Genomic DNA, 11,898 nt, shown 5'->3' on the forward strand with positions numbered 1-11,898 from the left:
GAGGCCGGCGAGTGCCCGGTCGATCACCAGATCGTGGCGGGTGAGGACGTCTGGATCACCGGTCACCCGCATCACGACCTGGTCGGTGGTCCAGTCGCCGACGCCCGACACACGCAGCAGGTCCGCTCGTAAGTTGGACGCATCGACCCCGGAGTGGAGTTCCATTCGTCCTCCACAGGCTGCCGCGGCGGTGATCGATCGGACGGAGCGCGCGGGTCCGGTCAAGACAGACGGTCCGTGCTCGGCGATCGCCTCTGAGGTGGGGAACAGGCGGTTCGGCCGTCCGTCGACGGACGGCCAGCCCGCGGGTTCACCGAGGTCGGCGACCAGCCGGGCGATTCGGGTGCGCGCGGCCTTCACGCTGATCTGCTGGCCCATCATCACCCGGACGAGGGTCTCGACGCCGTCGACGCTGCCCGGGATCCGGATGCCCGGGTGAGCGTTCACCAGCGGATGCAGGATCGGGTCGCTGCCCAGTGCATCGTCGACGGCGACGGGATCGGCGTCCAGGTCCAGGAGGCGGCGGACACGGTTGACGGCGGCGCCCAGGTCACGCATGTCGAGGTGCTCGAACGTCGTCACGACGTGATCGCCTGCGATGGCCAGGCGCACCGACGCCGGACCGTGGGGTAGACGAAGCGTGCGCTCGAACGTGGATCCGTCCCAGTGCTCCAGGCCGTCTACGGCATGTGCGGCCAAGCCGTACAGAGTCCACGCGACATCGTACGGCGGTCGGAACGGGAGCCGGAGCGTGATCGTGTCGCCCGCCGGCGGTCGCCCTGTGCGGTTGCCAGATTTGCGGAGGGCGCTCGGCGTCGCGTCGTAGAGCTCGCGGATCGTGTCGTTGAACTGGCGGATGCTGGAGAACCCCGCTGCGAACGCGACGTCGCCGATCGACATATCGGTGCCGTTTAGGAGTAGCCGGGCCGCCGTCGCTCGGTGTGTCCGCGCGAGCGCGACGGTTCCGGCACCCAGTTCGGCCACGAGCACCCGGCTGATATGACGTTCGGTGTAGCCGAGGGCGTCCGCGAGTCCGCCGACGCCGTCGCGGTCGACGACTCCGTCCGCGATCAAGCGCATCGCGCGCGCCGCCAGATCGGACCGGGTGTTCCACAGCGGCGAGCCGGGGGTCGCGTCGGGAAGGCACCGCCTGCAGGCGCGGAAGCCGCGTGCGGCTGCGGCTGCGGCGGTCAACTCGAACCGGACGTTGTCGGGTTTCGGTGTGCGGGCCGGGCAGGACGGACGGCAGTAGATTCCGGTCGTCAGGACGGTGGTGACGAATTGGCCGTCGAACCGGGTGTCGCGCGCTGCGAGTGCTCGGTAGCACCGCTCGAAGTCGAGCGGTGACGGGGCGAGTGTCGTTCTCACACCGCTAACGCTGTCACGTGCGAGAGGCTTCGTCTAGCGGAAATCAGACATGGCGGTGTGCCAGGCGGAATTTGTCGGACCACTGTGTGACCATGAGGGCGTGAAGGAGTCGAACGACGGAGCCGAATCGGCCGACGGCGCCGATGACGTGCCTGCCGAATACGTGGCTGCTGAGGAGGCCGATCATGTCGCCGCTGACGGTATAGCCTCTAACGAGGCTGAGACCGACGAGCCGGGCGTGGAAGGTGCGGCGGGCACATCGCGCGGACGCGTGTTCTTGGCAGGTCTCAGGTCTACGTCGGTCGTCTGCCTGCAGATGATTCTCGTCATTGCGTTCCTATATGTCCTGCTGATCGTGCTCGCCAAGTTCTGGGTCATCCTGCTTCCCGTGGTTCTCGCGATCGTTGTCGCCACCGTCCTATGGCCTCCGGTCCGGTGGCTGCGTGCGCGTCGAGTGCCGCCCGCCGCAGCCGTGCTCCTGGTGATACTCCTTGCGCTCGGCGTGGTCGGAGGTGTCATCGGGCTCATCGTCCCGTCGATCGTCGATCAGGCGCCTGCCCTCGCGAGTCAGGCCACCAACGGCGTCCAGAAGATTCAAGACTGGGCGCAGGGGCCGCCGCTGAACGTGGGTGACGAGCAGATCAGTTCGTTCGTCGACGAGATCACCGCCAAGCTGCAGGCGAGCGCCAGCGCCATCGCATCCGGTGTCTTTAACGGTGTCGGCGTCGCGACGTCTGTGCTCGTCACCCTGTTCACGACGGCAGTCTTGGTGTTCTTCTTCTTGAAGGACGGACCCAAGTTCGTCCCGTGGCTCAACCGTACGATGGGTACCGCGCCGGACCGGTCACACCTCGGCGAGGTCTTGCTGCGGATGTGGAACACATTGGGCGGCTTCATCAGGACGCAGGCCATCGTGAGCTTCGTCGATGCGGCATTGATCGGTGCCGGTCTGTTGATCTTGAACGTCCCGCTGGCGGGTGTCTTGATCGTGATCACGTTCCTCGGTGGGTTCGTTCCGATCGTCGGTGCGTTCGTGGCGGGGGCCTTGGCGGTGTTGATCGCGCTCGTGTCCGCGAGTGTGACGAAGGCGCTGATCGTTCTGGGCATCATCCTCGTGGTGCAGCAGCTCGAAGGCAATGTGCTGCAGCCGTGGCTTCAGGCCAAGTCGATGGATCTGCACGCCGTGATCGTCCTGCTGTCGGTCACGCTCGGCGGCACGCTGTTCGGTATCACCGGCGCGTTCCTCGCAGTGCCCGCAGTGTCGTGCCTGGCGGTCGCGCTCCGGTACATCTTGGAGCAGATAAGCAAGGCCGCGGGGGAGACGGTGGCCGAGGAGGATGCCGCGGCGGCGAAGGCCGAAGGCGGCGGATAGACTGACGCCCCGTGAGCCTTACCCTCGGAATCGTCGGCCTGCCCAACGTCGGAAAATCAACGCTGTTCAATGCGCTGACGCGTAATGACGTGCTGGCCGCGAACTACCCGTTCGCGACCATCGAACCGAACGTCGGCGTCGTCGAGTTGCCCGACGCCCGCCTTGATCGGCTGTCGGAGATCTTCGACAGCGAGCGGATCCTGCCCGCCACGGTGAGCTTCGTGGATATCGCGGGCATCGTGAAGGGTGCGTCCGAGGGGGAGGGGATGGGCAACCAGTTCCTCGCCAACATTCGTGAAGCCGATGCGATCTGCCAGGTGGTCCGCGTATTCGCCGACGACGATGTCGTGCATGTCGACGGTCGCGTCGATCCGCTCGCCGATATCGAGGTCATCGAGACCGAGCTGATCCTCGCAGACATGCAGACCCTCGAGAAGGCGCTGCCGCGTTTGGAGAAGGACGCACGCAAGAACAAGGACCTCGCTGTCCTTCTCGGTGCAGCGAATAAGGCGCAGGAGATCCTCGACGGCGGCAAGACGCTGTTCTCCGCGAAGGACTCATTCGACCTGGCATCGGTCCGCGAGCTGCATTTGCTGACGGCGAAACCGTTCCTTTACGTCTTCAATGCCGATGAGGGCATCCTCACCGATGACGCGCGCAAGGACGAGCTGCGCGCCGCGGTAGCCCCCGCCGACGCAGTGTTCCTCGACGCGAAGGTCGAGAGTGAACTGCTCGAGCTCGACGATGACGACGCCAAAGAACTCTTGGAGTCGATCGGCCAGGACGAGGCAGGCCTGCGGCAGCTGGCCCGCGCCGGCTTCCACACCCTGGGACTGCAGACGTACCTGACGGCGGGCCCGAAGGAAGCGCGTGCGTGGACGATCCGTCGGGGCGACACCGCACCGAAGGCGGCGGGCGTCATCCACACCGACTTCGAGAAGGGCTTCATCAAGGCCGAGATCGTCTCGTTCGAAGCCCTCGACGAGGCCGGTTCGATGAACGACGCCAAGGCTGCGGGCAAGGTCCGAATGGAGGGCAAGGACTACATCATGGCCGATGGTGACGTGGTGGAGTTTAGGTTCAACGTGTAGTCGAGTCCCCGTCCAACGTCTGATTCTCCGACGCATACTAGGTCCCGCCGTCGAGGCTGATCTGATCGACCAGCCCGAATGGGTCATCGACGGCAATCTTGGTCTGCGGCACCAAGGGGCATGCTCTGGCCTTGCTACGAGCGGCCCGCACCGTCTCCTTGCTTATGCAGAGGCATCCTTGCATGAATAAGGTGCCATCACGTAGGCCGCTTATTGATCTAGACCGAATTTCGCATCAGAACGCCATTCGCGGTCCTGACCACCGAGATCGCGGTACTGCTCGGACGTACGATGTCTACGGAGCGGGAGGCGCTCGCGCGATGGCGGTAGTTTCTCCACACACTGCAGCTGGAACAGCTCGGAATCATCGCGACGGTTTCCCGGCGGTCACTGCGTTTCCGTCTGAGTAGCAGGGGAGCGAGCTTCTTGGCCTTGCGGGTCAAGTCCCCGGTCGATCGTGACAAGCATCGTGCCGAGCCGGGCACCGCACTACCCTGGTGGCATGGAGGTGCAAGCCGGGTCGACGGTGGTCCACTACGTGGAGCACGGCGCCGGTCGGCCCGTGCTGCTGCTACACGGAGCCGGGGTGGATCACCACGAGATCGAGGCCTGTTTCGAGCCGATTTTCGATGGCAGGGACGAGTTCAGACGGGTCTATCCGGACCTACCCGGCATGGGTCAGACCGTGGCCCCCGCCGACCTGTGCAGCGCCGACGACGTGCTTGGGGTCTTGCGTGAATTCGTCTGACAGGTCGCGGGCGGACTGCCTTGTTTACTGATCGGTCACTCCGCAGGCGCATATTTCGCGCAAGCGATAGCTGCGCGGGAGCCGGACCGAGTCGCCGGGCTCGCACTGATCTACCCGATCCTCCGAGGCAGCCAGGACGTCCCTGATCATGCCGTCATCGTCGGGTCGGACGAGATCGGCGATGGCTCGTTCCGCAACTACTTCGTCATCCACACCCAGGAAATGCTCGCACGGTACGAGCAGTACGTGGCACCGGGAGCGGCTCGTGCGGACGAAGCGGCGCTCGCGTGAATCGGGGAGCAATGGGAAATCACGCCCGCCTCTCCGCGTGCATACGAGGAACCGACGCTCATCCTGGCGGGACGGCTGGACTCGACAGCCGGGTACGCGGCTGCCCTCGATCTCGTCACCCACTATCGACACGCCACAGCTGCCGTGCTTGATGGCACCGGCCACGCGTTGCCCCATGAACGGCCGGACTTTCTGCGTGTCATGGCTGCGGACTGGCTCGCCCGTGTCGAGCGAGTCCACCTGTTCTCCTCGTTGTCGGAAGCGCCAAATGATGTCGAATGACTGGCTGTTCGAGACTCGTATGTCGTATGTCGTATGTCGTATGACGTCGACGCTGCCGGCTACGCCGAGAAGGTTGTGGACCTGCTCGAAGACAACCCCTACTTGCGCGCCAGCGTGACTCTCGTCGCGGAGCTGGTACGCGGTGCCGGCGGTGGGTCGTCGCCGACATCGCTTGCGGCACAGGGTATGTGACGAGCTATCTCCAAGCCCTCGACGTGAGCGGGGTCAATCCGTGAACTGAGCTCGGGCAGACTCTCCGATCGGGGTGAAGAAGTTGATCAGATTTCCGTCGGGGTCGCGGAGGAGGAGCGAACGGTTGCCCCACGGCATGTCTGTCGGCACTCTTACGAATTCAGCGACGGTGTCCTGGAGCGCCACGTACGTCGCATCGACGTCGTCGACGCGGAAGTCCAGAATGATAGAGCGGTTCGATCGCCCTTGTGCGACGTTCTCACCGAGCAACGGAACTGTCGCCGAACTCGCGATGGCGAGGGTTCCGGACGGTGTGCGCAACTCGGCGAACAGCGGATGCAGGCGCTCGACGCTGATGCCGGTCACGTCCTCGTAGAACCCGACGAGCGCGTCGATGTCGTCGGTGATGATGCGGGTAGCTGCGAGTTGCATGGCTTCTCCTTCTGAGATGAGTGCAGTCCACGGCGGTGGATACGGATGCGACGCTACGGCTGATACCGGGCGAAAACTGTCCGGTGGATGCTGAACCTATGGCCGACACCACCGCGCGATCGTTGCAGTGAGTGTGGACAAGCGCACCGTTCGCCAAGATGCTGCGCGGCCTAAAACAAATATGTCTATGTTGTATTGTTCGTTGACAAAAAACTGAGGATTGTCATTTCGTGCGACTTGTGTTTGTCTGGTGTCGCTACTGTTAGACAGCCCACACTGAGAGGTGTTACGCATGAGTGTTCTCGATCAGGTCCGCACTAGGGCCGAGGCGACGATTCCGATGGAACGCCTAGTCAAGGGCATGCGTGTGTACCAGAAGGTCAAGGCGCGAGTGCGTGGCGACAAGCCGCCGGTCTTCGTCGAGGAAACCATCCCCGATGTCGACCACGTTGCGCTGACCGATATCGACATGAGCAATCCGTTCATGTGGCGGCAGGGGCAGTGGTTGCCGTACTTCAAGCGATTGAGGGACGAGGCGCCGGTCCACTTCCGGGCGTCGAGCGAGTTCGGTCCGTATTGGTCGGTGACGAGGTACGAAGACATCATCGCCGTGGACAAAGACTTCGAGACGTTCTCCGCAGAGCCGCAGATCGTCATCGGTACCCCGCCTGAGGGGTTGGATGTTGCGATGTTCATCGCGATGGACCCGCCGCGCCACGACCAACAGCGTGAAGCCGTCCAGGCGGTCGTTGCTCCCCAGAATCTCGACGAGCTTGAGGGGCTGATCCGCTCACGCGTGCAAGAGGTGCTCGACAGCCTGCCGGTCGACGAGCCGTTCGACTGGGTGGACAGGGTCAGCATCGAGTTGACCGCCCGGATGCTTGCCACCCTGCTCGACTTCCCTTACGAGGAGCGTCGCAAGCTCGTCTACTGGACCGAGGTGACCGCTGCGGGTGCCGCCGCGTCCGGGGGCGAGAGCGACATCGACGAGATGTGGCAAGCCGCCGTCGAGATGGCAAAGAGCTTCAGTGCCCTGTGGCACGACAAGGCGGCCCGTTTGGCCGCCGGGGAGAAGCCCGGCTACGACCTGATCACGCTGATGCAGCTGTCGGAGGACACCAAGGATCTGATCAACCGCCCGATGGAGTTCCTCGGCAACCTCATCCTGCTCGTCGTCGGCGGCAACGACACGACCCGCAACTCGATGTCGGGCGGAGTCCTCGCACTCAACCAGTTCCCGGACGAGTTCGAGCGCGTCAAAGCCGATCCGAGCCTGATCCCGAAATTGGTCAACGAGATCATCCGCTGGCAGACTCCGCTGGCTTACATGCGCAGGATCGCTACGAAGGACACCGTGCTCAACGGCCAGTTCATCCGCAAGGGCGACAAGGTCGTCATGTGGTACGCGTCGGCGAACCGCGACGAGCGGACGTTCGAGAACCCCAACGATTTCATCATTGGCAGACCCAACGGACGCAATCACCTCTCGTTCGGCATCGGGGTGCACCGCTGCATGGGCAGCCGCCTGGCTGAACTGCAGCTCAGGATCCTATGGGAGGAGCTGCTCGCGCGTTTCGCCGACATCGAGGTCGTGGAGGAACCGGAGTACCTGCAGTCGAACTTCGTCCGGGGTTACACCAAGATGATGGTCAAACTCACCCCGATCGGTCAGGAACCGCGCCCGAGGGAGGAGCGAGAAGAAGTTGGGCGAGCTGTCTTAGTCCCACAGACCGCACGGTACGGAGCCCGCGACGGCTGGGTCACGAGCACCACGGAGACCGAGATCGATCTGCAGGTCCAGGCGCGGCGGCCCGTGGCCGAAGGGATCGTCGAGCTCACGCTGACCGACCCGTCGGAAACTCAGCTTCCGTCCTGGACCGCCGGTGCGCACGTCGACCTGGTTCTCAGCCCGTCGCTGACCCGGCAGTACTCCCTGTGTGGCAGCACGGCGGACGCGTCGTCGTGGAAGGTCGGTGTCCTTCTCGACCCGAGCAGCCGCGGCGGGTCGGCATTCGTCCACAAGGAGCTCATCGAGGGCGCGACGGTACGGGTGCGAGGACCGCGCAACCATTTCCCACTGGTCGCCTCGCCGCGTTACCAGTTCATCGCCGGCGGCATCGGCATCACCCCGATTCTTGCGATGATTGACGCGGCCGAGGCGCGCGGTGCGCAGTGGAGCCTGCTGTACGGTGGCCGGTCGCGCGCGTCGATGGCGTTTCGCGACAGACTCGAAAGCGACGACCGGGTGACGATCTGGCCGCAGGACGACAAGGGTCTCCTCGATCTCGACACGGTCTTGGGTACGCCGCGGTCGGACACCTTGGTGTACTGCTGCGGTCCAGGCGCCCTGCTCGACGCCGTCGAGGAGCGATGTGCGACGTGGCCCGACGGCAGCTTGCACCTCGAGCGGTTCGCAGCCAAGCAGGTCGCTGTATCCGATGACGCGCTGGACTCGTTCGAGGTCGAATGTGCGCGGTCGGGCCTGACTGTGACCGTACCCGAGGACAAGTCGATCTTCGAGACCGTCGAGGAGGCGGGTGCCGCCGTGCTGGGCTCGTGTATGGAAGGGATCTGTGGGACTTGCGAGGTTGACGTTCTCGACGGCACGCCCGACCACCGTGATTCGATCCTGTCCAGGTCCGAACGAGAACAGGGCGCCACCATGATGCCCTGCGTCTCCCGCTCGCTGTCAGAGAAGCTGGTGCTTGACGTATGAACGCTTACCCCCGGGACTGCTGGTATGTCGCCGTCACCTCCGACGAGGTCGGCGACGGCCTGATCGCCCGACGCATCCTTGGACACCCGGTCCTGATGTTCCGCTCGTCCGACGGATCGGTGGTTGCGTTGGAAGACCGCTGTGCACATCGACCGTATCCACTATCGGCCGGCCACCGCGAAGGTGACCTGGTGGTCTGCGGCTACCACGGCTGCACCTATGATGCGCAGGGGCGTTGCGTGCGGGTACCTTCGCAGGACAGCCCGCCCTCCGGTGCCCAGGTGCGCTCGTATTCCGTCGTCGAACGCGCGCCGTTCATCTGGATCTGGACTGGCGCGCCTGGGGGCGAACGACTGCGGCCCCCGCCGGCAATCCCGTGGCTTCGGGACGACGGGTGGAACAGCGTGGGGGAGCTGCGCGACGTCGACGCCGGCCTCCTGCTGTTACACGAGCACTACCTCGACCTGACCAACGTTTTTGCGATGCATCCCGAGATGGTGCCGCCCGGCATCGAGGCGCTGCCCCCGCTCGAAGCGGTTGAAGTGTCGGAGGTCTCGGTCTCCTATGTCCGCGAGCTACCCGCCGCGCCGCTAGCGCCGTGGGAGGCCCAGATCGCGGGCCTCGACAGCGCCGAGATGTTCGCTCGTACGGAGACGGGCACGTTCGTGACGCCCGGCCTGCACAAGCAGACCTACACCATCACCGGCGCCGCCGGAGTGGAGCTTGAGGTGGTGCGGACACACGGTCTCACGCCTGAGTCGCCGACGTCGACACATGTCTTTCTGCAGATGTCCTGGCGCGGTTCGGCCGCCGCCCCCGATGCGGGTGCGCGGTTGGCCGCAGTCTTCCACGAGATGGCCAACCGCGACTTCGCCGTGCTCGAGACCATGCAGCGTTGTCTCGATGAGGACACCACACCGCGGCGCTACCTGAACGTCAAGGCCGATCGGGCCGCGGTATTCGCGCGACGGATCATGCAGTCCATGATCGAGGAGGAACGCGGCCGTTAATGAACGGCCCGCATGACCCGGTCGGCCGCCTCGTCGATCGTGACGGTCGGCTGCAACAGGTGGCTCAGGATCAACCGGACCATCGTGTCCACAGTGCCCTCGGACACCCTGTCGCCAACGATGGCGGAGATCGCGGAGCTCGCCTGGGTCAGGACGGCCTCTGGTCGAACGGTTAGCATGGCGAGAAGCTTCGGATCGTGGCCGGGACGCAGGACCGCTGCGAGTACCGGATTGGTCTGGCCGTACTCCAACGCGTAGTGGGCCGCCGTCCTCAGGCCCCTGTCGATGGAGTCCGGATGGGCGTCTATGCCCTCGCGCACACGAGCCACGAACCGTTCGACCTCGCGCGACACGACCACTTCGCCGAGGTCTGACTTGGTGCCGACCTCCTTATAAAGACTTTGCCGCGGCACTCGCGAGCGTTGGGCGACCCGGGTCATGCTCAGCCGGTCCCACCCGTCCTCTGTGATGATCGCGACGGCGGCGTCAAGGAAGCGCTCGAGGCGGATGGCCCTGAGTTCGTCATAGAAGGCTGGCCCGTTCACGTGTCTCAGTGTACGACACTCTATCGGCTCATGTCGTGCTGGATGACAACAGCAGGAGAGATGTCGGACAGGGTGATCCGCCGCCTTGTCCGATTACGCCCAGGGCACGTATCTCTGCTCGGGGCCTGGCACTGAGCGGGAGCCGGTGCCCTGGGCGTAATCACCAGTCCAAGGTCCATGCGGCGACGCAGCGGAAGTAGGATTCGCCCGCCCTCGCTGCGTTCGCGTTGCGTCACGTGATGTCCAGATCCTTCAGCTGATCGGTGATGCTGCGGGGCCTGCGCCCCAGAAGGCGCGTGAGCGTGGGTTCCGAACCCGAAAAATACCCGCTCCTCGTCGCCTGGAACATCGACAGGGTGAAACGCGCGACCGTCTCGGGCATTCCACTGGATGTCGCCTCGGCCACCCATGTCTCGTCGTCGACGACGACGCGATCGATGTGGCGACCACTGAGCTCCGAAACGGAAGCGGCGAAGTCCGCGAGCGTGACCGGCTCAGGCAGTGTCAGTTCGATCGGGCCCTCATGTGGATCGTCCGCTGTGATTACCGCGGCGGCGGCCTCCGCGGCATCGCTGCGATCGATCCAGGAGAACGGGCCGTCGGCGGGCATGGCGATCACGCCTGTGTCCTGCCACGCGCCGAGCAGTTGGGCGGGGTCCCCGTAGAAGCCGTTGCGCAACGAGGTCCAGGCGACTCCGGATTCTGAGAGGTGCTGTTCGGTGGCCGCGTGGATCGCGAGCGGTGGGTACGGGGTGTCGAAAGCTGCCCCGTGGGCGCTCGTGTACAGGATCCGCTGAGCCCCCGCGTCGACGGCAGCATCAATCGCCCTGCGGTGCTGTGCGACGACGTCAGCAGTGAGGTCGCTGGAGGACACCAGGAGTACTTGATCGGCGTCAGCGAACGAATGACGCAGAGCCGTTGGATCGTCGTAACTTCCCTGCCGCACGCGGACCCCTCGATCGGCCAGATGTGTCGCACGCGCGGGGTCGCGGACGCTGACGCCGATTCGGTGCGGCGGTATCCGCTTAAGAAGATGCTCCACCGTGGCTCCGTTGAGAGTGCCGGTAGCTCCGGTGACGATGATCATTTCATGTCCCTTCCCTGGAAACGGTGACCCGACGTGGTGCTCTGCGATCCCGTCGGGCAATGGCGAAGATGAAGTTGACCTGGGTGGTCAATTTTCCACTGGTCCCATCCTTCACTAACTTGACTGCTATGGTCAAGTTAATCGTCGACGCGGAAGGGGGCTGGAACGTGTCCGATTCCCGTGGTGCGCCGACTCTCCGTTCGGATGCCCGCCGAAACGTCGACCGGATCCGGCACGCGGCGGTTCAGGTGTTTCGGGAGCAGGGCTTCTCTGCTCCGCTCGAGGAGGTCGCCGCGGCCGCCGAGGTGAGCAAGGGGACTATCTTCAATCGACTCGGCGGGAGAGTCGGGCTGATCGATGCCGTCATCGACGAGGTCGTCGCGGTGGAGTTGCGGACTGTCATTGAGGATGCGCGGTCCGTTGTCGATATCCGAGAGCGGATCTGCTCCTACGTCGATGCACTCCGGGATCTGCAGTATCGACTCCCAGCGGTCAATGATGTTCTGCTGCAGGAGTATCGCGACTCCGAGCCGCTGCTCGCCCTGTGTCATGCCGGAACGGCCTTCCACGACAGCCTTGTCGCTCAGGGGCGCGCCGCGGGTGTTCTGGCTGATGACTTCGCGCCCGAAGACTTCCAGGCGCTCGCCCGAGACAATGCCCTGGTCCTCAAGTGCGGGGGCCGGCCGGCCCGCGCCGACTACGATCGCCGAACCGCGTTCGTACTCGGTGGGATCTGCGCATCGTCAGGCGCGTCCACCTGACCT

Annotated in this window: 12 protein-coding genes; 8 read left to right on the forward strand and 4 right to left on the reverse strand. The window is 64.6% G+C overall.

The window, feature by feature from the left end:
* Nucleotides 1-1,368 (reverse strand): AlkA N-terminal domain-containing protein (locus ACTIMF_RS11400; protein WP_442350406.1); only part of this gene is annotated, 1,368 nt, incomplete at its 3' end.
* Nucleotides 1,369-1,468: 100 nt separating this feature from the next.
* Here ACTIMF_RS11400 and ACTIMF_RS11405 point away from each other — a divergent pair.
* The 5 genes from ACTIMF_RS11405 to ACTIMF_RS11425 all read left to right on the forward strand — a co-directional run bounded on the left by ACTIMF_RS11405 (nt 1,469) and on the right by ACTIMF_RS11425 (nt 5,344).
* On the forward strand, nt 1,469-2,740 hold the full coding sequence (locus ACTIMF_RS11405; RefSeq protein ID WP_442350407.1) for an AI-2E family transporter: 1,272 nt from the start codon (nt 1,469-1,471) through the stop codon (nt 2,738-2,740).
* An 11-nt stretch (nt 2,741-2,751) separates the two neighbouring features.
* The gene (gene ychF, locus ACTIMF_RS11410; protein WP_442350408.1) at nt 2,752-3,831 is read left to right on the forward strand and encodes a redox-regulated ATPase YchF; all 1,080 of its coding nucleotides are present in this window, start codon (nt 2,752-2,754) and stop codon (nt 3,829-3,831) included.
* Between the two features lie 502 nt (nt 3,832-4,333).
* On the forward strand, nt 4,334-4,579 hold the full coding sequence (locus ACTIMF_RS11415; RefSeq protein WP_442350409.1) for an alpha/beta fold hydrolase: 246 nt from the start codon (nt 4,334-4,336) through the stop codon (nt 4,577-4,579).
* 15 nt (nt 4,580-4,594) lie between these two features.
* Nucleotides 4,595-4,870 carry an alpha/beta fold hydrolase gene (locus ACTIMF_RS11420; RefSeq protein ID WP_442350478.1) on the forward strand — a complete coding sequence of 92 codons (276 nt, stop codon included), beginning with the start codon at nt 4,595-4,597 and terminating at the stop codon, nt 4,868-4,870.
* Nucleotides 4,871-5,185: 315 nt separating this feature from the next.
* Nucleotides 5,186-5,344, forward strand: a complete 159-nt coding sequence (locus ACTIMF_RS11425) for a hypothetical protein (protein ID WP_442350410.1) — start codon at nt 5,186-5,188, stop codon at nt 5,342-5,344.
* A 33-nt stretch (nt 5,345-5,377) separates the two neighbouring features.
* Here the strand turns inward: ACTIMF_RS11425 and ACTIMF_RS11430 are convergent, their stop codons facing one another.
* Complete coding sequence (locus ACTIMF_RS11430) at nt 5,378-5,776, reverse strand: VOC family protein (protein ID WP_442350411.1); 399 nt, start codon at nt 5,774-5,776, stop codon at nt 5,378-5,380.
* A gap of 292 nt (nt 5,777-6,068) precedes the next feature.
* Between ACTIMF_RS11430 and ACTIMF_RS11435 the strand changes: the two genes are divergently transcribed.
* Both ACTIMF_RS11435 and ACTIMF_RS11440 read left to right on the forward strand, forming a co-directional pair.
* Entirely contained in the window at nt 6,069-8,492 is a 2,424-nt protein-coding gene (locus ACTIMF_RS11435) for a cytochrome P450/oxidoreductase (RefSeq protein WP_442350412.1), read from the forward strand.
* Nucleotides 8,489-9,502, forward strand: a complete 1,014-nt coding sequence (locus tag ACTIMF_RS11440) for a Rieske 2Fe-2S domain-containing protein (protein ID WP_442350413.1) — start codon at nt 8,489-8,491, stop codon at nt 9,500-9,502. The genes ACTIMF_RS11435 and ACTIMF_RS11440 overlap by 4 nt, the downstream gene beginning before the upstream one ends.
* On the opposite strand, the gene ACTIMF_RS11445 is transcribed toward ACTIMF_RS11440, so the two are convergent.
* Both ACTIMF_RS11445 and ACTIMF_RS11450 read right to left on the reverse strand, forming a co-directional pair.
* On the reverse strand, nt 9,499-10,047 hold the full coding sequence (locus ACTIMF_RS11445; RefSeq protein WP_442350414.1) for a TetR family transcriptional regulator: 549 nt from the start codon (nt 10,045-10,047) through the stop codon (nt 9,499-9,501). The genes ACTIMF_RS11440 and ACTIMF_RS11445 overlap by 4 nt on opposite strands.
* Nucleotides 10,048-10,279: 232 nt before the next feature.
* On the reverse strand, nt 10,280-11,134 hold the full coding sequence (locus ACTIMF_RS11450; protein WP_442350415.1) for an SDR family oxidoreductase: 855 nt from the start codon (nt 11,132-11,134) through the stop codon (nt 10,280-10,282).
* A gap of 167 nt (nt 11,135-11,301) precedes the next feature.
* Between ACTIMF_RS11450 and ACTIMF_RS11455 the strand changes: the two genes are divergently transcribed.
* Entirely contained in the window at nt 11,302-11,895 is a 594-nt protein-coding gene (locus ACTIMF_RS11455; RefSeq protein ID WP_442350416.1) for a TetR/AcrR family transcriptional regulator, read from the forward strand.
* The last annotated feature ends 3 nt before the right edge of the window (nt 11,896-11,898 follow it).

It is taken from the genome of Gordonia sp. (in: high G+C Gram-positive bacteria) (genome assembly GCF_052106715.1).
In the GTDB taxonomy this organism is placed as follows: Bacteria; Actinomycetota; Actinomycetes; order Mycobacteriales; family Mycobacteriaceae; genus Gordonia.

Coding starts and splice junctions, on each gene's coding strand:
- ACTIMF_RS11415 (WP_442350409.1), top strand. CDS start 4,334: ATGGAGGTGCAAGCCGGGTCGACGGTGGTCCACTACGTGGAGCACGGC.
- ACTIMF_RS11425 (WP_442350410.1), top strand. CDS start 5,186: ATGTCGTATGACGTCGACGCTGCCGGCTACGCCGAGAAGGTTGTGGAC.
- ACTIMF_RS11430 (WP_442350411.1), bottom strand. CDS start 5,776: ATGCAACTCGCAGCTACCCGCATCATCACCGACGACATCGACGCGCTC.
- ACTIMF_RS11435 (WP_442350412.1), top strand. CDS start 6,069: ATGAGTGTTCTCGATCAGGTCCGCACTAGGGCCGAGGCGACGATTCCG.
- ACTIMF_RS11440 (WP_442350413.1), top strand. CDS start 8,489: ATGAACGCTTACCCCCGGGACTGCTGGTATGTCGCCGTCACCTCCGAC.
- ACTIMF_RS11450 (WP_442350415.1), bottom strand. CDS start 11,134: ATGATCATCGTCACCGGAGCTACCGGCACTCTCAACGGAGCCACGGTG.